We start from the raw sequence: 20,653 nt of genomic DNA, 5'->3' as shown, positions 1-20,653 counted from the left end.
ACAGGAACCGTGTGATCTTCGAGTCCTGCATTTTGGCTGTTGATCTACACCCTCTTCGGCTGAGGCAACACCAGATCCAGCCAAGGCTCGCCAGTCCTGAGCATCGCATTGAGTGGCACCCTGAGGATGAATTTTTATGCCCTGTGGCCGCACCAGCGCATCGAGTGAAAGACTGGAAACATCGATATCCAAGAAGCGGTGAGAGGACTTTGGCTTGGCCCACGCTTGTGATTCGAGATCAGAGCCGCATCCAACTGTTCGGGCTCTCGCCAAAGTGGAACGGTGAATGACAGCCTCTGCTCATACTCGTGCTCTAGGCACCTGCGGCATTCAGCTTGTCATTCACCGCTCTCACTCCAGATGCTAATCCTCTCCCCAGACACAAGCGGCCTTACAGCGGGTATTTCTGCAGGTTGGCCATCATCTGCTGCAGCGCCTGCAAGCTGTCCTGCGGGTGCACTGCCCCTTCGAAATCACCAATGTGCTCCCACTGCTGCGCGACCTGCTCGGGCGTGAAGCCTTCGCGCGGGTCGAAACCCACCCCCAGGCTACGCTCCCAGCGCACCTTGCCGATCCAGCCCCCGCCCACCTCGAACAGCTCGCCACTGCCCTGGCACTGCTCGCTGCCCAGGTACACCACCAAGGGGCTGACCAACTCCGGCTTGAGCCGTTCGAACACCTGCGGGGGAATCAGCCCTTCCGTCATGCGCGTACCGCCGGTTGGGGCAATGGCGTTGACCAGGATGCCGTGCTTGCGCCCTTCGATGGCCAAGGTACGGGTAAGCCCGTACAGGCCCAGTTTGGCCATGCCGTAATTGGCCTGGCCAAAATTACCGTAGATGCCAGAGGTGGATGCCGTGAATATCACCCGCCCCCAGTTCTGCTCTCGCAGGTGTGGCCAGGCCGCGCGGGTAACTTTGTAGGCGCCTTCTACATGCACTTGGTAAACCTGCTCCCAGTCGCTGTCGTCCATCTTGTGGAAGGTCTTGTCACGCAGGATGCCGGCGTTGTTCACCACGACATCGACGCGGCCATAGCTGTCCAGGGCCTGCTCGACAATGCGGGCACCCTGGCTGACCGAGTCATGGTTGGCAACCGCACTGCCCCCGGCGGCGCGAATCTCCTGCACCACCCGATAAGCAGCGCTGGCGCTGGCGCCCTCCCCGTGGGTGGAACCGCCGAGGTCGTTGACCACCACCTTGGCCCCGCGCGCGGCGAACAGCAGCGCGTGGGCACGGCCCAGGCCGCCACCGGCGCCGGTAACGATCACCACACGATCTTGCAGAAGTACAGGCTCGCTCATGCCAAGGGCTCCAGGCAGGTTCAGGTCAGCCGAGTGTCTGCCGCCGGCGGCAAGCAGACAATCAAGCTCACGCAGGCTGAATGCCTGGTAATAACGCCGGGCCATGAGGCCCGCTCAGGACCACGCCACTTTCGCCTGGCAAAAGCTCAGTGGTTGCTCACGAAAGGCCAGGTAATGCCGCAGCACCTGCACCGGCGCCTCGGTGTGCGGGTAGTGGCCTATACCCTGCAGTTGCACGGTGTCTGGCTGTGGCACCAGTTGCCGGTAACGCTCAAGCATGTGCGCGCCTGACAATGGGTCGACCATGCCGTTGATCAGCCGCAGGGGCACACCTGGGCGCTGCATGGCCGCAACCCAGCGCTCACGGTGCAGGCGGCGCTCCAGCAGATAGCCCACCAGTTTATGCAGCACGCGCGTACCGCGGTTGGCGGCGATCAGGCTCCAGAAATCGTCCAGGGCACTCTCGCTCGGGTGGGTGCAGGGGCCATGGACCTGGGTCATGTTGCGCACCAGGTCGTCACGCCCGAAGGAGCGACCCACCAGCCAGCCGAAGCGGCTCAGCAGCAACTTCTGGATCAGCAGCAGGTGACAGCTTTCGGCGAACAGGCCACTGTTGAGAAATACGCAGCTGGCTACCTCGGCGCGCTGCTCATGGTGCCGCGCCAGCAACTCCTGAGCGACGCTGCCGCCATAGTCGTGAGCCAGCAGGTGCACCGGTTGGTCCACCTGCAAGTGGGCGAGCAGCGCCTGCTGCAGGTCGGCTTGCTCGATCAGGCTGTAGGCGTGGTCGACCGGTTTAGCCGAATCGCCGAAACCGAGCATGTCGCAGGCAATCACCCGAAAGCGTTGCGTCAAAGGCCCCCACAGGTAATGCCAGTCCCAACTGGCGGTGGGGAAGCCGTGTAAAAGAAGCAGGGGCTCTCCTTGCCCTGCGGTCCAGTAGCGGATGCTCTGGCCCCGGAATGTGAAGCTCTGTCCCCGGGTACGCCAGACGCACAATGGAATTTCGGCCAAAGGCATCAGAAGTAACCCGGTTAAGTGGTGTGGACTGGATAGGGCAAGGCTGCGGTCATTGCATGTCACCTCGGCACTTTCATGTGCTCTCTATGTCGAGGGTGAGTCTAGCCAGCCCTACCAGGGGTGGAACTTGCGTTGCCAGCCAGCTTGATGACTGAGCGAGTCAGTGGCACGAACGGTCAGAGCAACATGGCCAGCAGCGGTGCAGCGAACAGGTTCAGCAGCCCGGTCAGGACCATGACCAGGCCGGCCACCGAGCCTTCCTCGCGGCCCACTTCCTGGGCCCGGCTGACCCCGGCACCGTGCGCGCCCACGCCGAACAATGCCCCCCGGGCCAACGGCGTACGCAGCGGCAACCAACGCAGCAGCACGCCACCGAACATGGCACCGAGCACCCCGGTGAACATCACGAACACTGCCGTCAGCTCGGGCACACCGCCCAGGTCATGGGCCAAGGGCATGGCGAAGGGCGTGGTGATGGAACGCGGCACCAGCGACAGGCTGGTCGCACTGTCCAGCGCCAGCAGGTGCGCCAACCCCCAGGAACTGGCGATGGACGCACTGCTGCCCGCCAGCATGCCGACCAGCAACGCCGGCCAATGCCGGGCGAGCATGGCCCGCTGCTGCCAGATCGGCACGGCAAAGGCCACGGTCACCGGGCCGAGCACGCCCATCAGCCAGTGGGTATTGCGCGCGTACTCGGCATAGGCGGTGTGCAGCGGCACAGCCACCGCCAGCAGCAACACCGGCACCAGAATCAGCGGCGACAGCAGGTAGCGCTTGCTGCGCCGGTACAGCCAGCGGCTGCCCAGGTAAGCCAGCAACGTCAGCGCCAGCCAGAACAACGGCATGGGTTCAAGGCTCATGGCGCATGCTCCAGCGGCACACAAGTTCGACGGTCAGGGCCGTCACCACCATCACCATCAGCGTGCTCACGGCGATCACCAGCAGGATGCGCCAGCCCTCGTCCCGGATCAGCGCGCCATAGTCCAGCAGGCTCATCAGTGCAGGAATGAAGAACAGCAGCATTTCGGCCATCAACCAACCGGCGCCCAGTTGCAGCATGGCTGGCTTCAGTGCCCCCACAGCGAACAACAGCAACAACAGCGCCAGGCCCATGACCCCGCCGGGAATAGGCCAGCCCAGCCAAGTGGCCAGCTGGCCACCGAGTGCAAACAGGGCATACAGGGTCGCCAGCTCGGCAAGCAGGCGCAGCAGTTTTTTCAGTAACGCGGGTTTCATGGCGGTGTTCCTCGACAGGCCCTCATTTTAAGTTTTGGCTGCCTAGGCCAGAAGCGAATTGTTAGACTGGCTACCATTCCATAATGGAATTGGCACATGGAATTCAAACAGCTGCGCAGCTTTATCGAAGTGGTGCACCGGGGCGGCTTTACCCAGGCTGCACAGACCCTGCACATCAGTCAGTCGGCCGTCAGCAAGCAAGTGGCGCAGCTTGAGCAAGATGTGGGCCAGCCGCTGCTGGAACGCCAGGCATCACACCTGCACCTGACCGCCGCCGGGCGCATCGTGCTTGAGCGCGGCGAGGCCCTGCTGCGCCAACGCCAGGCGCTGCTCAACGAATTGGACGATCTGAGCCAGATGGAGCGTGGCGAACTGCGCCTGGGCTTGCCGATGCTGGGCAGCGATGCGCTGTTCGCCGGTTTGTTCGCCGAATACCGGCGGCGCCACCCGAACATCGCCATCCAGTTGGTTGAGGGTGGCAGCCGTAGCATCGAGCAGGCCGTCAGAAGTGGCGAGCTGGAGCTCGGTGGCAGCCTTACGCCCAGCGACGACGGGTTCGAATACCAGCCGTTCTGCAATGAGCCGCTGGATGCCCTGCTACCGGCGGGGCATGCGTTGGCAGGCCTGGGCGGGGTGCACCTGAAGCAATTGGCCGCAACGCCGTTCCTGCTCTACCAGCGCAGTTTCGTGCTCAATGACCGTTTGGTGAAAGCCTGCCAGCAGCAGGGCTTCACCCCGACGGAAGGCGGGCGCAGTGGCCAGGCAGATTTCCTGGCAGCGTTGGTCGCGGCAGGCCAGGGCGTGGTGCTGCTGCCCCGGGTGGTGGCAAAAGCCCTGGAACGCCCTGGTGTGGTGCGTATGCCCCTGCGCTCACCGGGGGACCTGCGCTGGGACATTGCCTTCATCTGGCGGCGTGGCGCGTATTTGTCGCGGGCCGCGCAAGCGTGGTTGGCGCTGCTGCGCGAATGGCCGGTACCCGGCAGCGAGGCATGAATCGGGGTTTGGCTGGCTGGCAGGTCTGCCCGGACACTCACCTGCGGCAGGCCCGTACCTGCTGAACCTGACTGTCAGCCTTTCAAGGCTTCAGCCAACTTGGCCAGCCACGGTTCGGCATCCGTTTCAGGGGTCACCGTCTCGCTGGCATCCAGTTGCAGCATCGGCTGCACCTCGCGCACGCCCAGCTCGGCAAACAGCTCGCGCAGCTGTTCGCCACCCCCGCAGTAGGTATCGCCATAGCTGGAATCGCCCAGCGCAATCACTGCACCCGGCAGGCCACGGAAGGCCGCTGGCAGGCTGTCACGCAGGCTGCAGTACAAGGGCATCAGGTTGTCCGGCAGCTCACCCATACCGGTAGTCGATGTCACGGCCAGCAGGGCCTGCGGGGCAAAACCTTCAAGGTCCTGCAAAGTGGCACGTGCGGCGTGCCAGGCTTGGTAGCCGGCGGCCTTGAGCTTCGTTTCTGCATGACGGGCGACTTCTTCGGCGGTGCCATAGACCGATCCGGAAATAATGGCGACTTTCATCGGGTAGAGGATTCCGAAACTGAGTGAAAACGTAGGATACTAGCATTCAGCGCTGGCAAAAGGCCGCCTCTGCCAAAGCCGCCTGCTACAGCGCGTCCGTTTTTACTGCCTGCCGCATGGCCTGAACATGATCAACGCAAAACTGCTGCAATCGATGGTCGACGCATCCCACGACGGGATCGTGGTTGCCGAACAGGAAGGCGACGACACCATCCTCATTTACGTCAACGCCGCGTTCGAACGCCTGACCGGCTACAGCCGGGACGAAATACTCTACCAGGATTGCCGCTTCCTGCAGGCTGACGACCGTGACCAGCTTGCGCGTGCGCGCATTCGCAAAGCCTTGGCCGAACGCCGCCCGTGCCGGGAAGTGATGCGCAACTACCGCAAGGATGGCACTGCTTTCTGGAACGAGCTGTCGATCACGGCGGTAAGGAACGACGCCGAGCGACGTACCTACTTCATCGGCATTCAGAAGGACGTCACCCGCCAGGTGGAAATGGAGCGGGAGCTGGCCGAACTGCGCGCTCGTCTGAATGCCGACGAACGCACCTGAACCAAGCCCCCCGGTTACGGTCAACTACGTTGAAGAAATCGCCACCACCGAGTTCGATCATGCAAGCAGACGCCCTTCTTACCCAGGACGAGCTGGATTTCATTCAGAGCATGCAGCATTCGCCCAACCTGAACCTGGCCGACTCGATGTCGAGCCTGCAGGTCAATGGCGACCGCCGTATCCAGAGCTTGCTCACCCGCCTGGTGGCCAATGAACAAGTGACCTTGCAGGCGCAATTCAACAACCAGCAAATCAGCTTCCCGCTGCAACTGGTGGAAGACGAATTCCACGCTTTGCACCTGCAAGTCGGCTCCCCGGAAATCTACGAGGACGGCCCCATGCTGCGGCCATGGCGCCTGTCGCTGGAACAGCCCAGCGCCCTGCTCGACGGCCATGGCGCGCCTGGCGGGCTGTGGGTACGGGAAATTTCCTTCAAAGGCGTGCTGGTGGAGTTGCGTGGCCTGCCAAGCGCGCCGGCACGTTTCGACCTGCGCTTCGCCCCCGGCAACATCCAGCCGATCGAACTGCAGGGTGTGCTGGGCCGGCGTATTGGCCCGGACCTGGCAGCGTACGACCTTGGCCAAAGCCCAGCGGAAGAAATCGAACGCCTGCGCGACTACATCCTGCAGGCCCATTGCCGCGCCCACCCCGAACTGCACACTCAGGTGTCCAGCTGACCTGCCAGGCACTGGCGCAGACGCTGACGCATCACCCCGCCCTGTGCCCCCAGGCAAACCAGGGGGCTGCCCGCCAGGCCGCCGCTGGCCTGGTCCGTTGCCTCTCCCGCCAGCAATAACGCGCAGCCCAGCACCGACGCCAGCCGCTTCAGATAGCGGCTGACCTCTGCAGTGAACGGCTGGTGGGAAAACAGCACGAGGGCGTCTGGTTTCATGCGTTCGCAGACCAGCGCCAGCTCTTGCAGGGGCTGCCCACACACCAACGGCGTCACGCCAACCTCGTCACTGCCCAGCAGCAGGCTGGTGACCAGCAGTTCAAGCTCATGGCATTGCCCCGGCAAGGGCACCAGCAGCACGTTGTGGCGACGCGGCGCGGCCGCCAGCTGCAAACGCATGAACACCCGCCCGCGCAAAAACTGGTCAAAAAACAGCCACTCGCTGGTCTGGCCGTAGCCGCCATGGCGCACGGCCAAGTCGTGCCACACCGGCATGAAAACCTCAGCGAAAACCTGATCGAGCGTGCTGGCGGCAAACACCTCCTCATAAAGGCGGCCCAGCCCTGGCAGGTCAAAGCGTTGCACTGCCACGCGCACCTGCTGCTGCCAGCCTAGCGAGCTGTCCACTGCGCGCGTGGCCTGCCCGGGAAGCGCCTGGCTGCGGGCAAGGATGCTGCCCACCTTGCTGACCGCCACGCCGCGCTCCAGCCAGCCGAGGATATTGCGGATATCGTCGACGTCCCCCTGGGAATACAGGCGGTGGCCGCTGTCGGTGCGGATGGGCTGGATCAGACCGTAACGGCGCTCCCAGGCACGCAGGGTTACCGCATTGACGCCAGTCAGGCGGGAGACTTCACGGATGGGAAACAGCACTTGCTGCTCGAAGCTCGCATCGCCCCCCGGCTTGCGTCCCAGTTCGCTCATCTGCACGGCATCCTGTGTGCTGGAATAGAGGGCCTAGTCTACTACGACAGCGCCGGGCACAGGTTGCGACCATTTGCCGGCAGACAGTTGCCACACAGCACAACTGCGCGATAATCCGCGCCCGATTCTTGCATGTTCGCCTGCGTCGCCCACCACCCCGGGCCACGCAGCCAAGGGGCCGGCTACCCGCCAGCCCCGTTGCCAGGAGATACACAATGTCTACCCCACCCGTTACCCTGATGGTGTCGCGCCGCGCCGCACATGGCCGCTACCAGGACCTGTTGGCCTGGCTGCATGAGGGCGAACAGCTGGCCACTGACTTCCCCGGCTACCTGGGCTCGGGCATTCTCGCCCCACCCCACGATGGCGACGAATTCCAGATCATTTTCCGCTTCAGCGATGAGCCCACCCTGCATGCCTGGGAGCATTCCGCCTCGCGGCGGGCCTGGTTGCAGCGCGGCAATGGCCTGTTCGAGCGCCCCAAAGAGGCGCGCGTCAGTGGCATTGATGACTGGTTTGGCGCCAGTGCGGTGCAGAAACCGCCGCGCTGGAAACAGGCCGTGGCCATCTGGCTGGCGTTCTTCCCGGTGTCGTTGGCGTTCAACACGGCGTTCGGCCATTGGCTGGCCGCACTCGACCTGGTACCACGGGTACTGCTCAGCACCCTGGCCCTCACGCCACTGATGGTGTACCTGTTCATCCCGTTGTCCACCCGTCTGCTGGCCGGTTGGCTACAGCCCTCTTCGGCCACCGCGGGCGCCCTGCGCAGCCGCTGAGGCCAGGCCGTACAATGGGCAAACAGTTCGGGTATGCTGGGCGGCAACCACAGGACAGACAAGTTGACCGCCCCGAACATGAACAGCCCAATTCTCGTTACCGGAGCCAGCCAGCGCGTCGGGCTGGCCCTGGCCCTTGAACTGGCACAGGCCGGCCATACGGTGGTCAGTGCCAGCCGTACCGTACAGCCACAGGCGGCCCACCCGAACATCGTGCAGTTCCAGGCAGACCTGTGCCGGGCAGACGACCGCCAGGCGCTGATCGACTACCTGGTCGAGCATTACGACGGCCTGCGCGCCATCATCCATAACGCGTCGTTGTGGCTGGACGATGGCCTGGACAACCTCGAGACCATGTTCCGCCTGCATGTAGAGGCGCCCTACCACCTCAACCTGGCCTTGGGCGAAATGCTGGCCAAGCAGGACAAGGCCGACATCATTCACATCTGCGACGAAACCTCCTCGCGCGGCAGCAAGAGCCACATTGGCTATGCCGCCACCAAGGCCGCGCTGCAGAACATGGTGCTGTCGTTCGCTGAAAAATATGCGCCCAAGGTGCATGTGAACGGTATCCTTCCCGGGCTGCTGATCCTCAAGGAAGGGGGTGACGAAGCCTACCGCCAGCACACCTTGAAAAAGGCCCTGCTGGAGTTCGAACCCGGCGCCGGGCCACTGATCGAGACGGTCAAGTACCTGCTCGCCAGCCAGTACAGCACCGGCAGCCAGGTGGTCATCAATGGTGGCCGCCACCTGAAGAACCGCATGACGTGAGAGCCCACATGACCCCACAGCAACAGCTTGAACTCGAAGCCGCCGCGTTCCGGCGCCTGGTCGACCATTTGCAGAAACGCACCGACGTGCAGAACATCGACCTGATGAACCTGTCCGGCTTCTGCCGCAACTGCCTGTCCAAGTGGTACAAGGCTGCGGCTGACGAGCGTGAGCTCGACCTGAGCCTGGATGACGCCCGCGAAGCGGTGTACGGCATGCCTTATGCCCAGTGGAAAGCCCAATACCAGAAAGAAGCCAGCGCCGAGCAGCAAGCGGCGTTCGAAAAAGGAAAACCTCGTGACTGATCTAGATACCCTGCGCGCCAGCCTGGCCAGCGGCCAACATGCCTTTGCCGACACCCTGGCGTTCATTGCCGAGCACTACAGCTATCAGCCGCAGGCGTTCAACAATGGTGGTGTCGAGAATGCCGCCGGGCAGAACGAAGGTTCGTGCAAAACCTTGGGCCTGGCAGTGCTTGAAGGGCTGAGCGATCAGGAAGCGTTGCTGGCTTTCGGCGAGCACTACCGGGATGTGCTGGCCACGCCTGAGGGCAGTGACCATGGCAATATCCGGGCGCTGATCAAGCACGGCCTGGCCGGTGTGACGTTCGCTGCGCCGCCACTGTCGCGCAAGGCTTGAGATTGCCGGGGCTGCTTTGCAGCCCATCGCCGGCAAGCCAGCCCCGACACAGGCCTTGAAGGCACCGCTGTCGAAATGGGAGCTGGCGTGCCAGCGATGAGGCCAGTACGGTGTGAAATTACAGCTCGACGCAGTCGAACTTCACATCGGTGGCTACGTCTTCGTCGTAGTTGACGTCAGCGCGCTCAAAGCCGAACAGGTTGAGGAACTGCTTCTTGTAACCGGCGTAGTCGGTCAGCTGGAACAGGTTCTCGGTGGTCACCTGTGGCCACATGGCCTTGCAGGCATCCTGCACATCGTCGCGCAGTTCCCAGTCGTCCAGGCGCAGGCGGGCCTTCTCGTCCACTTCGGCCGGGGCGCCATCGGCACGGTACATGCGGTCGCGGAACATGCGGTCCAGTTGGTCCTGGGTACCCTCGTGCACACCCTTTTCCTGCATGATCTTGAAGACCATCGACAGGTACAGCGGCATCACCGGAATGGCCGAGCTGGCCTGGGTCACCACCGACTTCAACACCGCCACGTTGGCGCCGCCTTTCACTTCAGCGGCCAGCTTCTTGTCCAGGCGCAGCGCGGTTTCATCCAGGTCCTGCTTGGCCTGGCCCAGGGCGCCGTGCCAGTAGATTGGCCAGGTGATCTCGGTGCCGATGTAGCTGAAGGCCACGGTACGCGCACCCTCGGCCAGTACGTCGGCGCCCGCCAGGGCGTCGATCCACAGTTGCCAGTCCTGGCCACCCATGACGGTAACGGTGTCGGCGATTTCCTGCTCGGTGGCCGGCTCGATGCTGGCCTCGATGATGGTGTCCTTGTTGGTGTCGATGGCAGTCGACTTGTACGGCTGGCCGATCGGCTTGAGTGCCGAGCGGATCACTTCACCGGTCTGCGGCAGCTTGCGCACCGGCGAGGCCAGCGAGTAAATGACCAGGTCGACCTTGCCACCCATTTCGTTCTTGATCAGCTCGATGACCTTGGCGCGGGCTTCGTCGGAGAAGGCGTCACCGTTGATCGACTTGCTGTACAGGCCCTCGGCCTTGGCGAACTTGTCGAAAGCCGCAGCGTTATACCAGCCAGCGGTGCCGGCCTTGGTTTCGGTGCCTGGCTTTTCGAAGAATACGCCCAGGGTGTCAGCCTTGAAGCCGAACGCTGCAGTAATGCGTGCTGCCAGGCCATAGCCACTGGAAGCACCGATGACCAGGACCTTCTTCGGACCATCCTCGCGCACGCCCAGCTTGCGGGTGGCTTCGATCTGGTCACGGACGTTGAGCTCGCAGCCCTTCGGGTGAGTCGTGGTGCAGATGAAACCGCGAACCTTAGGATGAATGATGGCCAATGTCTGTACCTCGTCAGGTTTATGCTGGGGAAGCGCCACATGGGCGTTTCCTGTTGATCAGAGGGTGAGACTACCCCCGCAGGTTATCCGACACATATTACGGGGTGATCCGGGCGATGCAAAACCGGGGTGGACCGCTGCGCGGCCATTCATTTGCTTTTCACATCAATCTCAAAGAAAAACAAACTTAACAAATGAGCCCAGGGCACCGATGCTTGAAGCCTTACGCCCACCGCACGGAGAACAACAATATGAACGACGTGGTCATCGTCGCCGCAACCCGTACCGCCATTGGCAGCTTCCAGGGTGCCCTGGCCAGCGTGCCTGCGGTTGACCTCGGCGCCGCCGTGATCAAGCGCCTGCTGGAGCAGACCGGGCTGGACCCGGCGCAGGTCGACGAAGTCATCCTCGGCCAGGTGCTGACCGCCGGCGCCGGGCAGAACCCGGCGCGCCAGGCCGCGATCAAGGCCGGCCTGCCCTTCAGCGTACCGGCGCTGACCCTGAACAAGGTCTGCGGCTCGGGCCTTAAAGCCCTGCACCTGGCGGCCCAGGCCATCCGCTGCGGTGACGCCGAGGTGGTGATTGCCGGTGGCCAGGAGAACATGAGCCTGGCCCCCTATGTGATGCCCTCGGCCCGCACCGGCCAGCGCATGGGCCATGGCCAGCTGATCGACAGCATGATCACCGATGGCCTGTGGGATGCCTTCAACGACTACCACATGGGCATCACTGCCGAAAATCTGGTGGACGAGTACGGCCTCAGCCGTGAACAGCAGGATGCCTTTGCCGCCGAGTCGCAACGCAAGGCACTCGCTGCCATCGAGGCCGGCCGCTTCGATGCGGAGATCACCCCTGTGGTGCTGCCGCAGAAGAAGGGCGAGCCGAAAGTGTTCGCCCGTGATGAGCAGCCGCGCCCGGACACCACTGCCGAGTCGCTGGGCAAGCTGCGCGCAGCGTTCAAGAAAGACGGTAGCGTCACCGCTGGCAATGCCTCCAGCCTGAACGACGGCGCTGCCGCCGTACTGCTGATGAGCGCCACCAAAGCCGAGGCCCTGGGCCTGCCGGTGCTGGCGAAGATCGCCGCTTATGCCAGTGCCGGGGTAGACCCGGCGATCATGGGCATCGGCCCGGTTGCGGCGACGCGGCGCTGCCTGGACAAGGCCGGCTGGCAGCTGAGCGAACTGGACCTGATCGAAGCCAACGAAGCCTTTGCTGCACAGGCACTGGCCGTGGGCAAGGCGCTGGAGTGGGATGCGGCACGGGTCAATGTGAACGGTGGGGCGATTGCCCTGGGCCACCCGATTGGTGCGTCCGGCTGCCGGGTGTTGGTGACCTTGTTGCACGAGATGATCAAGCGCGATGCCCACAAAGGCCTGGCGACCTTGTGCATTGGCGGTGGCCAAGGTGTTGCACTGGCTATCGAACGTTGAGCGGCGTTTGAGTTGAACAGGCCGGCACAAGCAGCAGATGATCAAGCCGCGACTCGGTACTGCTCCAGCGAGGCGGCCAGCGCAGCCACTTCGCGGCACTTCCTCACAGCCACCTCTACGGTGCCATGCGCCAACGAACAGGCCGGCGCCAGCCACAGCCGCGCCCCCAGGCGCTCATGGGCGTCTTGCAACAGCCCCAGGGCATTGTCCGACTCGCAAGGCGCGCCATCGCGGCCATCAACCAGGCCCAGCGACAGCACTTTATAGGCCGGCAGGCGGTCAAGGATGGCCTGATACTGTGCCGGCGCCTGCACCAGATCGATGTGCAGGCCATCGACTGGCAGGTTGGCGGCCAGGCCAAGGTTGCCATCCAGGCCACCGGCGTACGTGGCAATCAACTTCTTCAATGGTGCACGCTGCAGGATGTTGTAGACGCGTTCGAAGGCGTTTTTCCAGTCCTGTGGCAGGTCGTGGGCGAGGATCGGTTCGTCGATCTGGACCCATTCGGCGCCCAGCGCAGCCAAGCGGTTGAGGGCCTGATCATACAAGGGCAGCAGGCGATCGAGCAGTTCCAGCTTGTCGAAGTCGGCGTTGCGGGCCTGGCCCTGCCACAGGTAGGTCAACGGGCCAATCACGACAGGCTTGATGGCATGGCCCAGCGCGTTGGCATGCTCCACCTCTTTGAACAAGGGTTCCCAGTTGAGGGCAAACGGCTGGTCATCGGTACCCGGCAGCTGGCCACATTGGCCGGTTTCGCCGACGGGCAGCAGTTCGATACCGGCGTCTATCTGCACTTGCCAGTGGCGGGCCCGCAGTTCGCGGTCGCCGCCAATGTGTGGAAAGCCCAGGTTGTGTGCCAGTGCCATGTGTCGCCCCTCAGCATGCTCAAATTGATGAGGGGATTTTCCAGTGGATCGTGGTGTTGAGACAAACTCATAAAATTTGAGATGAACCCAAGAAATTCTCATGATCCCGAATGCGCAGAAGTCGCCCCATGTCTTGTTCAGAGCACCAGCGTGCGCATCCGGACATGACCTCCTGCGCCTTCTGCCGCACAATGCCACCCTGACCACACCAGGTGCCCGGCCTCATGAGCCTGCTGAAAACCGCGCTGCGTGAACACCATTTCGTCTGTGTCATGGAGTTTGTGCCCAAAGCCTCTGCAGAACGCTTCGCTGCGATGCAAGCGATCATGGACCGTGCGCAGCTGTGCGGCTGGCCAATGACCGTGGCCATCGGCGACCGCGTCGGCAGCCCGCTGGACATGTCGCCGCTGGACGCCCTGGCCTCGTTCGACCGCCCGGTGCCGGCCCTGCCGCATTTCTCCGGCAAGGACCGCGAACGCCACCACTTGCTCGCACAATTGCAGCGCATGGAGGCGGCCGGCCTCGACCAGTTGCTGCTGCTGACCGGTGACCGTTTGCCTGGGCATGAACCCGGCCAGCGCCCGGTGCGCTACCTGGAGTCGGTGGCCGCGCTGCAGATTGCCCGCCAGGCCTGCCCGCACTGGTTGCTGGGCGCGGCGCTGAACCCATTCAAGTACCACGAGGAAGAAGGCGGCGCGCAGTACTTCAAGGCCGAGAAAAAACTGGCTGCGGGGGCCGACTTCCTCACCTTGCAACTGGGCTTCGACGCAGCCAAACACCAGGAAGCCATGCACTGGATGCGCCGCCAGGCCGCGCCCAAACCCATGCTGGCCTGCCTGATGAGCCTCACCCATGGCCGTGCAGCGATGCTCGACCACGTCGCCGGCGTGACCGTTACCCCCTCCATGCGCGAGATGCTCGAGGCGGAAACGGCGCAGTCCAAGGCTTTTGCCCAGTCGCGCAGCGTTGACCGCCTTGCCTTGCAGATCATCGGAACGAAGCTGATGGGTTACGCGGGCGTGCACCTGTCGGGCATTCATGACCTGAAGCAGCTGCTTGCCCTTGAAGCGCGACTGGCGTACTGGCAAACGCACGTCCACACCCTGGAGCAATGGGCGCCCGCCTGGCAAGCCAGTTGGCAAATGCCGGGGCTGCCGGCAGTCACCTTCCATCCCCCCCAGGCCAACTGGCGCCAGGGCGAATCAAGGGTCGATGCCTCGTTCAAGGAAAAAGCCCGCTACCACCTGATGCATGGCATGCATGGGCTGCTGTTCAGCCGCCGCAACAGCCTGAGCAAGGCGTTTGGCTGGGCGGTGCGCCAGCCACTGTGGACCACCCGCCTTGGCGCACAGGTGCTGCACACCCTGGAGCGCAGTGTTAAGCGCCCGTTGGTTGGCTGTGATACCTGCGGCCGCTGCCGCCTGGAAGACACCTTGTACACCTGCCCGGAAACCTGCCCCAAGGGCCTGGCCAATGGCCCCTGTGGGGGCACCGCGCTCAACCGCTGCGAGTTCGGCGACCGCGAGTGCATCCACAGCATCAAGTACCGCACGGCCAAGGCCGTGGGGCAAACCGCCGTGCTGAGGGAGCGGCTGATCCCCTGCATCGAGGAGCAAACGCGCCACCGCAGCTCGTGGCCGCAGTGGTTCGCGCCACCCACACCACGCCGGGTCAGCCCTCAGCCAGCGCCTCGAACCCAGCCCGAATCGTAGCCTCGGGCAGGTCATCGGCAATGAAGACCATCACGCTTTCGCGGGTTTCGCCTTCGGCCCACTCGGCGTCCCAGTCGAAGCCATACAGCTTGAGTACACCCTGAAACACCAGCTTGCGGTCCTCGCCGGCAATGTTCAGCACGCCCTTGTAACGCAGCAGCTGCTTGCCATGGGTTTCCAGCAGGTCGTTCATGAAGCCGCTGAGGCGGTCGATATCCAGCGCGGCTTCGGTACGCAGCACCAGGGTGCCGATACGGTCGGGGGTGGCTGGCTTGAGCACCGGGCGCAGCGAGGGTTTCAGGTTTGCGCCCAGGTCGGGGTTGAGGTTGAAGCCGCGCACGTCCAGCAACTCTGCCAGGTCGATGCAACCGTGCTCGACCACTCGGATCGCCGCCCGCCCGTTGATACGGGCCAGGCGTTCGCGCAGGGCCTGGACCGCAGCCGGCTCGACGAGGTCGGTCTTGCTCAGCAACAGGCGATCGGCAAAGCCAACCTGGGCCTGGGCGATGGTCTGGGTCAAATGCAACTCGGCATGCTTGGCATCGACCAGGGTGATGATGCCGTCGAGGATGTAGCGCTCGCGCAGTTCCTCGTCGATGAAGAAGGTTTGCGCCACCGGCGCCGGGTCGGCCAGGCCGGTGCATTCGATCACCAGGCGGTCGAAGGCGATTTCGCCGGCATCCAGGCGCTCGAGCAGCAGGTACAAGGCGCGGGTCAGGTCACCGTGAATGCTGCAGCACACACAGCCGTTGGCCAGGGTCATCACCTGCACCGGCTGGTCGCCCAGCAACTGGCTGTCGATGCCGGCGTCACTGAATTCGTTTTCGATCACCGCCAGCTTCAGACCATGCTCGGCCTTGAGCATGTGTTTGAGCAAGGTGGTCTTACCGGCACCGAGGAAGCCGGTGAGGATGGTTACGGGAATGGGCGTCTGCACGCAGAACATCTCCTGTGCGGAAAAAACACTGGCCCGATCGCCGGCAAGCCAGCTCCCACAGGTACCGCGCAAACCTTGACGCCTGGGCAGTACCTGAAAGAGCGCCCCAAAGGCACCGCACAAACCTTGAGGCCTGTGAAGTGCCTGTGGGAGCTGGCTTGCCAGCGATGAGGCCGGTACAGGTTAACGCTTGAGGCTCAACAGCACTTGGGCCCGGACTTGCCGCCATAACGTGCTTCCTGACGTTCGCGGAAGAACTGCTCATACGTCATGACCGGCTTGTCCGGGTGTGTCTTGTGCATGTGCTCGACATAGTTGTCGTAGTCGGGCATGCCGACCATCAGGCGGGCGGCCTGCCCCAGGTACTTACCCAGTCGACCCAGGTCGTTGAACATGACAGCGGTCCTCTCAAGCGTCAGGCAGTGCCTGGAACGGGGTTTCCTTGTCGCTGCGTTCTTTGCGGCCGAGGGCGGCGTAGCCGACCTTGATGGCAAAGAACAGCACACTGAACACCACCAGCAGGAACAGAATGGTCAGGCCGGCGTTGGTATAGGCGTTGAAGATCACGTGTTGCATCTGCCCGATGTCCTTGGCCGGGGCCAGAACCTGGCCGGCGTCCAGGGCGGTGCTGTATTTCTTGGCCAGGGCCAGGAAACCTACAGCCGGGTTCGGGTCGAACAGCTTGATCAGGCCCGCCGCCGTGGTGCAGATCAGCAGCCAGGCCGCCGGCAGCAGGGTGACCCAGATGTAGCGCTCGCGCTTCATCTTGATCAGGACCACAGTGCCCAGCATCAGGGCAATACCCGCCAGCATCTGGTTGGAGATACCGAACAGCGGCCACAGGGTGTTGATGCCGCCCAGCGGGTCGATCACGCCCTGGTACAGCAGGTAACCCCACAACGCTACACAACCGCCGGTGGCCAGCAGGTTGGCACCCCACGACTCGGTGCGTTTCAGGGCTGGTACGAAGCTGCCCAGCAGGTCTTGCAGCATGAAGCGCCCGGCACGGGTACCGGCGTCGACCGCGGTGAGGATGAACAGCGCCTCGAACAGGATCGCGAAGTGGTACCAGAACGCCATGGTGTTTTCACCCGGCAGCACCTGGTGCAGGATTTGCGCGATACCTACCGCCAGCGTGGGTGCACCCCCGGCACGGGCCAGGATGGTGTGCTCGCCAATGTCGCGGGCCACCGCCTCCAGTTGTTCGGGCGTAATCAGGAAGCCCCAGCTGCTCACGGTCTGCGCGACCGACGCCACATCGGCGCCGACCACGGCTGCCGGGCTGTTCATGGCGAAGTACACGCCTGGTTCGATCACCGACGCAGCCACCATGGCCATGATGGCCACGAACGACTCCATCAGCATGCCGCCATAGCCGATGTAGCGGGCGTTGGTTTCGTTATCCAGCAGCTTGGGCGTAGTGCCCGAGGAGATCAGCGCGTGGAAGCCAGACACCGCACCACAGGCAATGGTGATGAACAGGAACGGGAACAGGGTGCCCTTCCATACAGGGCCCGTGCCATCGGTGAACTGTGTCAGCGCCGGCATTTTCAGCTCGGGCATGGTCACCAGGATGCCGATGGCCAGGGCGATGATGGTACCGATCTTGAGGAAGGTCGACAGGTAGTCGCGCGGCGCCAGCACCAGCCACACCGGCAGCACCGCAGCCACGAAACCGTAACCGACCAGCATCCAGGTGATCTGCACGCCGGTGAAGGTGAACGCCGGGCCCCATACCGGATCGGCCGCAATCTGGCCCCCCAGCCAGATCGAGGCCAACAGCAGCACCACGCCGATGATCGAGATTTCACCAATGTGGCCCGGGCGGATGTAGCGCATGTAAATGCCCATGAACATCGCGATCGGGATGGTCGCCATTACCGTGAACATGCCCCATGGGCTTTCGGCCAGGGCCTTGACCACGATCAGCGCCAGCACCGCCAGGATGATGATCATGATCAGGAAGCAGCCGAACAGGGCGATGGTGCCCGGAATGCGGCCCATTTCCTCGCGCACCATGTCGCCCAGCGAGCGGCCATTGCGGCGGGTAGACAGGAACAGGACCATGAAGTCCTGCACTGCACCGGCCAGCACCACACCGGCAATCAGCCACAGCGTGCCGGGCAGGTAGCCCATTTGCGCGGCGAGCACCGGGCCCACCAGTGGGCCGGCGCCGGCGATGGCGGCGAAGTGGTGGCCGAACAGAATGTGTTTGTTGGTCGGAACGTAGTCCAGGCCGTCGTTGTTGAGCACCGCCGGGGTGGCACGGCGCGGGTCGAGTTGCATCACTTTGGTGGCGATGAACAGGCTGTAGTAGCGATAGGCGACCAGGTAGATGGCCACTGCCGCGACCACGATCCACAAGGCATTGATCGCCTCACCGCGACGCAGGGCAACGACACCCAGCGCGCAGGCCCCTATGACTGCCAGCGCCAGCCACGGTATGTGGCGTAGCAGGCTATTATTGTTGTTCATGGTTAGCTTCCAGCTGTTGGATTGGAAAGACCGCCCACCGAGTCTAGGGCGAGTCAGGCGGCATTGCCACACTTGCTTTGGTCTAGAGCCTCTGCGGCCAGATTGCAGTACCTGATGCACAAACCCTTCATCACCCTGATCAGGATGCCACCCGAGGGCCTTACCCATGAGCGATCACGACGAACGTAGGCGTTTCCAGCGAATCTGCTTCGACGCCCCTACCGAACTTCACCAAGGCTCCCGATGCTGGTCGCCCAAGCTGCTGGACATTTCGCTCAAGGGGCTGCTGGTGGAACGCCCGCAGCAATGGGATGCCGACCTGAGCCAGAACTTCGACGCAATCATCACGCTGGACGAGCAAACGCAGGTGACCATGCAGGTCGAACTGCGCCACGAGGAACCGGCCCGGCTTGGTTTCATCTGCCTGTACATCGATGTCGAATCGATGACCCATCTGCACCGTCTTGTGGAATTGAACCTGGGTGACGGCACCAGAATGATGCGTGAGCTGCGCGAATTGATCGAAGAATGAAATCTCTTAGCTAGCTAAGGGCCTTCCCACTTTGTGTTTCCTGTCTACTCAGACAGCTTTAGGGCTGGGTAGCAGGACTTTGTACACACGCCTCTAGTACAGCTTTAGACAAGTTGGTACGGCTCATGCATTGGGTTTTAACACACCCTGATGCCGCACTTGTGCGCGCTCCGATCAAAATATTGTATACAATTCTTGTGGCAATCAATCACGGGAAGTGTCTACAGTAGCGCCACAACAATAAACAGAGAGCCTGCTCCATGACTACGTCCCCTAGCACGTCTCCCGCTCAACGCCCCGAGGACGAAAACCTCGGGCTGGGCGCCAACCTGGCCTATGGTCTGCAACACGTGTTGACCATGTACGGGGGGATCGTCGCGGTGCCCCTGATCCTGGGGCAGGCCGCTGGCCTGAACGGTGGCGAAATCGGCATGCTGATCGCCGCCTCGCTGTTTGCCGGTGGCCTGGCCACCCTGCTGCAGACGTTGGGTCTGCCGTTCTTCGGCTGCCAGCTACCGCTGGTGCAGGGCGTGTCGTTCGCCGGCGTGGCGACCATGGGCGCCATTCTCAGCAGCGAAGGTGGCGGTGGCTTGCCGGGGGTGCTCGGTGCGGTCATGGCGGCATCACTGATCGGCTTTCTGATCACCCCGGTGTTCTCACGCATTACCAAGTTCTTCCCGCCCTTGGTGACCGGTATCGTCATCACCACCATCGGCCTGACCCTGATGCCGGTCGCCGCGCGCTGGGTAATGGGCGGCAACAGCGCTTCGCCCGAGTTCGGCAGCGTGGCCAATATCGGCCTGGCGGCGCTGACCTTTGCCATTGTGCTGCTGCTGAGCAAACTGGGTAGCGCGAGCATCTCGCGGCTGTCGATCCTGCTGGCCATGGTGGTCGGCACTTTGATCGCCTGGGCGCTGGGCATGGCCGACTTCAGCAAGGTCACCGAAGGCCCGATGTTCGCCTTCCCCACGCCGTTCCATTTCGGCATGCCCGAGTTTCACATCGCGGCCATCCTGTCGATGTGCATCGTCATCATGGTGACCCTGGTGGAAACCTCGGCCGACATCCTTGCCGTGGGCGAGATCATCGATACCAAGGTCGACTCCAAGCGCCTGGGCAACGGCCTGCGTGCCGACATGGCGTCGAGCATTCTGGCGCCGATCTTCGGCTCGTTCACGCAAAGCGCATTCGCCCAGAACGTCGGCCTGGTGGCCGTTACCGGCGTGAAGAGCCGTTATGTGGTGGCTACCGGTGGCCTGATCCTGGTGGTTCTCGGCCTGCTGCCGATCATGGGCCGGGTCATTGCCGCCGTCCCTACCCCGGTACTGGGCGGTGCAGGCATCGTGCTGTTCGGCACCGTGGCGGCCAGTGGTATCCGCACCTTGTCCAAGGTCAGCTACAAGAACAACGTGAACCTGATCATCGTCGCGGCCTCGCTGGGCTTCGGCATGATCCCGATTGCCGCGCCGACCTTCTACCACCACTTCCCGAACTGGTTCGAGACCATCTTCCACTCGGGCATCAGCTCGGCGGCGATCATGGCCATCCTGCTGAACCTGATCTTCAACCACTTCACCACCGGCAACTCGGAAAACCAGTCGGTGTTCGCTGCGGCCTACGAGCGCACCATCCAGTATTCGGACATTTCCGCACTGCGCGATGGCGACTACTTCAAGGATGGCAAGTTGTTCGATGCCGAGGGTAACGAGGTGCCGATGCTGGAGCTGGACGAGCATGGCAATGAAACGGTCAGACGCCCTGCGGCGGTGGCCGAGCATTGAGGGTTGCCTGAGCGGTGAGGTGGGGGGGGGGCCGATGCGCATCATCGGCCCCCTTTTTCGTTTGCCTGTGCTGACCCTGTCGCCGGCAAGCCAGCGCCCACAGGGATCGCATCAGGGCTCACGGGTGTTTGCCACAAGATGGGCAGAACCTGTGGGAGATTCTATG

23 protein-coding genes are annotated in these 20,653 nt (G+C 63.1%); 12 read left to right on the top strand and 11 right to left on the bottom strand.

What is annotated here, in order from left to right; all coding sequences use genetic code 11:
• The coding region (locus GYA94_RS27885) for a hypothetical protein (protein ID WP_218031588.1) at positions 1 to 290 on the top strand (290 nt) is incomplete at its 5' end.
• Between the two features lie 101 nt (positions 291 to 391).
• Here the strand turns inward: GYA94_RS27885 and GYA94_RS04195 are convergent.
• The 4 genes from GYA94_RS04195 to GYA94_RS04180 form a co-directional block, all read right to left on the bottom strand.
• Entirely contained in the window at positions 392 to 1,303 is a 912-nt protein-coding gene (locus tag GYA94_RS04195) for an SDR family oxidoreductase (RefSeq protein WP_161891853.1), read from the bottom strand.
• Between the two features lie 114 nt (positions 1,304 to 1,417).
• On the bottom strand, positions 1,418 to 2,323 hold the full coding sequence (locus GYA94_RS04190) for an alpha/beta fold hydrolase (RefSeq protein ID WP_161891852.1): 906 nt from the start codon (positions 2,321 to 2,323) through the stop codon (positions 1,418 to 1,420).
• Positions 2,324 to 2,499: 176 nt separating this feature from the next.
• Positions 2,500 to 3,186: an LrgB family protein gene (locus GYA94_RS04185; protein ID WP_054906051.1), complete on the bottom strand. Its 687-nt coding sequence runs from the start codon at positions 3,184 to 3,186 to the stop codon at positions 2,500 to 2,502.
• A complete protein-coding gene (locus GYA94_RS04180; protein ID WP_009682672.1) occupies positions 3,176 to 3,562 on the bottom strand; it encodes a CidA/LrgA family protein in 387 nt (128 codons plus the stop codon). Before GYA94_RS04180 ends, GYA94_RS04185 begins: the two co-directional genes overlap by 11 nt.
• A 96-nt stretch (positions 3,563 to 3,658) precedes the next feature.
• On the opposite strand from GYA94_RS04180, the gene GYA94_RS04175 reads away from it, so the two are divergent.
• Entirely contained in the window at positions 3,659 to 4,555 is an 897-nt protein-coding gene (locus GYA94_RS04175; RefSeq protein WP_029886899.1) for a LysR family transcriptional regulator, read from the top strand.
• Positions 4,556 to 4,629: 74 nt separating this feature from the next.
• Here the strand turns inward: GYA94_RS04175 and GYA94_RS04170 are convergent, their stop codons facing one another.
• The gene (locus GYA94_RS04170) at positions 4,630 to 5,085 is read right to left on the bottom strand and encodes a flavodoxin (protein WP_161891851.1); all 456 of its coding nucleotides are present in this window, start codon (positions 5,083 to 5,085) and stop codon (positions 4,630 to 4,632) included.
• 127 nt (positions 5,086 to 5,212) lie between these two features.
• Here GYA94_RS04170 and GYA94_RS04165 point away from each other — a divergent pair, with 127 nt between their 5' ends.
• Together GYA94_RS04165 and GYA94_RS04160 are read left to right on the top strand one after the other, a co-directional pair.
• The gene (locus GYA94_RS04165) at positions 5,213 to 5,641 is read left to right on the top strand and encodes a PAS domain S-box protein (RefSeq protein ID WP_161891850.1); all 429 of its coding nucleotides are present in this window, start codon (positions 5,213 to 5,215) and stop codon (positions 5,639 to 5,641) included.
• Positions 5,642 to 5,700: 59 nt separating this feature from the next.
• Complete coding sequence (locus tag GYA94_RS04160) at positions 5,701 to 6,318, top strand: hypothetical protein (protein ID WP_009682667.1); 618 nt, start codon at positions 5,701 to 5,703, stop codon at positions 6,316 to 6,318.
• On the opposite strand, the gene GYA94_RS04155 is transcribed toward GYA94_RS04160, so the two are convergent.
• Positions 6,303 to 7,238 carry a MerR family transcriptional regulator gene (locus GYA94_RS04155; protein WP_161891849.1) on the bottom strand — a complete coding sequence of 312 codons (936 nt, stop codon included), beginning with the start codon at positions 7,236 to 7,238 and terminating at the stop codon, positions 6,303 to 6,305. The genes GYA94_RS04160 and GYA94_RS04155 overlap by 16 nt on opposite strands.
• Before the next feature lie 215 nt (positions 7,239 to 7,453).
• Between GYA94_RS04155 and GYA94_RS04150 the strand changes: the two genes are divergently transcribed.
• The 4 genes from GYA94_RS04150 to GYA94_RS04135 are packed head-to-tail and all read left to right on the top strand — an operon-like array spanning position 7,454 to position 9,424.
• A complete protein-coding gene (locus tag GYA94_RS04150; protein WP_009682664.1) occupies positions 7,454 to 8,014 on the top strand; it encodes a putative antibiotic biosynthesis monooxygenase in 561 nt (186 codons plus the stop codon).
• Between the two features lie 33 nt (positions 8,015 to 8,047).
• Positions 8,048 to 8,785: a dihydromonapterin reductase gene (gene folM / locus GYA94_RS04145; protein WP_009682663.1), complete on the top strand. Its 738-nt coding sequence runs from the start codon at positions 8,048 to 8,050 to the stop codon at positions 8,783 to 8,785.
• 8 nt (positions 8,786 to 8,793) lie between these two features.
• Positions 8,794 to 9,090: a DUF1244 domain-containing protein gene (locus GYA94_RS04140; protein ID WP_009682662.1), complete on the top strand. Its 297-nt coding sequence runs from the start codon at positions 8,794 to 8,796 to the stop codon at positions 9,088 to 9,090.
• Complete coding sequence (locus tag GYA94_RS04135) at positions 9,083 to 9,424, top strand: HopJ type III effector protein (protein ID WP_009682661.1); 342 nt, start codon at positions 9,083 to 9,085, stop codon at positions 9,422 to 9,424. The genes GYA94_RS04140 and GYA94_RS04135 overlap by 8 nt, the downstream gene beginning before the upstream one ends.
• A gap of 118 nt (positions 9,425 to 9,542) precedes the next feature.
• On the opposite strand, the gene fabV is transcribed toward GYA94_RS04135, so the two are convergent.
• Positions 9,543 to 10,754, bottom strand: coding sequence for an enoyl-ACP reductase FabV (gene fabV / locus GYA94_RS04130; protein ID WP_029886896.1), 1,212 nt, complete (start codon positions 10,752 to 10,754; stop codon positions 9,543 to 9,545).
• Between the two features lie 251 nt (positions 10,755 to 11,005).
• Between fabV and GYA94_RS04125 the strand changes: the two genes are divergently transcribed.
• Positions 11,006 to 12,184: an acetyl-CoA C-acetyltransferase gene (locus GYA94_RS04125; protein WP_009682659.1), complete on the top strand. Its 1,179-nt coding sequence runs from the start codon at positions 11,006 to 11,008 to the stop codon at positions 12,182 to 12,184.
• Between the two features lie 41 nt (positions 12,185 to 12,225).
• Here the strand turns inward: GYA94_RS04125 and GYA94_RS04120 are convergent, their stop codons facing one another.
• Positions 12,226 to 13,050 (bottom strand): 5-methyltetrahydropteroyltriglutamate--homocysteine methyltransferase, encoded by an 825-nt coding sequence (locus GYA94_RS04120; protein WP_110679687.1) that lies wholly within the window; start codon positions 13,048 to 13,050, stop codon positions 12,226 to 12,228.
• Between the two features lie 224 nt (positions 13,051 to 13,274).
• On the opposite strand from GYA94_RS04120, the gene GYA94_RS04115 reads away from it, so the two are divergent.
• The gene (locus GYA94_RS04115) at positions 13,275 to 14,762 is read left to right on the top strand and encodes a methylenetetrahydrofolate reductase C-terminal domain-containing protein (RefSeq protein WP_161891848.1); all 1,488 of its coding nucleotides are present in this window, start codon (positions 13,275 to 13,277) and stop codon (positions 14,760 to 14,762) included.
• Here GYA94_RS04115 and yjiA read toward each other — a convergent pair.
• From yjiA to GYA94_RS04100, 3 genes are all read right to left on the bottom strand, one after another.
• Complete coding sequence (yjiA, locus tag GYA94_RS04110) at positions 14,722 to 15,699, bottom strand: GTPase (protein ID WP_054906238.1); 978 nt, start codon at positions 15,697 to 15,699, stop codon at positions 14,722 to 14,724. The genes GYA94_RS04115 and yjiA overlap by 41 nt on opposite strands.
• 197 nt (positions 15,700 to 15,896) lie before the next feature.
• On the bottom strand, positions 15,897 to 16,094 hold the full coding sequence (locus GYA94_RS04105; protein WP_009682654.1) for a YbdD/YjiX family protein: 198 nt from the start codon (positions 16,092 to 16,094) through the stop codon (positions 15,897 to 15,899).
• Positions 16,095 to 16,107: 13 nt separating this feature from the next.
• Positions 16,108 to 18,174 (bottom strand): carbon starvation CstA family protein, encoded by a 2,067-nt coding sequence (locus tag GYA94_RS04100; RefSeq protein WP_009682653.1) that lies wholly within the window; start codon positions 18,172 to 18,174, stop codon positions 16,108 to 16,110.
• Positions 18,175 to 18,340: 166 nt separating this feature from the next.
• On the opposite strand from GYA94_RS04100, the gene GYA94_RS04095 reads away from it, so the two are divergent.
• Both GYA94_RS04095 and GYA94_RS04090 read left to right on the top strand, forming a co-directional pair.
• Positions 18,341 to 18,706, top strand: a complete 366-nt coding sequence (locus GYA94_RS04095; protein ID WP_110679690.1) for a PilZ domain-containing protein — start codon at positions 18,341 to 18,343, stop codon at positions 18,704 to 18,706.
• 260 nt (positions 18,707 to 18,966) lie between these two features.
• Positions 18,967 to 20,487: a nucleobase:cation symporter-2 family protein gene (locus GYA94_RS04090; protein WP_054906235.1), complete on the top strand. Its 1,521-nt coding sequence runs from the start codon at positions 18,967 to 18,969 to the stop codon at positions 20,485 to 20,487.
• Positions 20,488 to 20,653: the final 166 nt, after the last annotated feature.

Source organism: Pseudomonas juntendi, assembly GCF_009932375.1.
Classification (GTDB): Bacteria; Pseudomonadota; Gammaproteobacteria; order Pseudomonadales; family Pseudomonadaceae; genus Aquipseudomonas; species Aquipseudomonas juntendi.
Note: the sequence above shows the minus strand (reverse complement) of the source record. Positions and strands in the feature narration are given on the sequence as shown.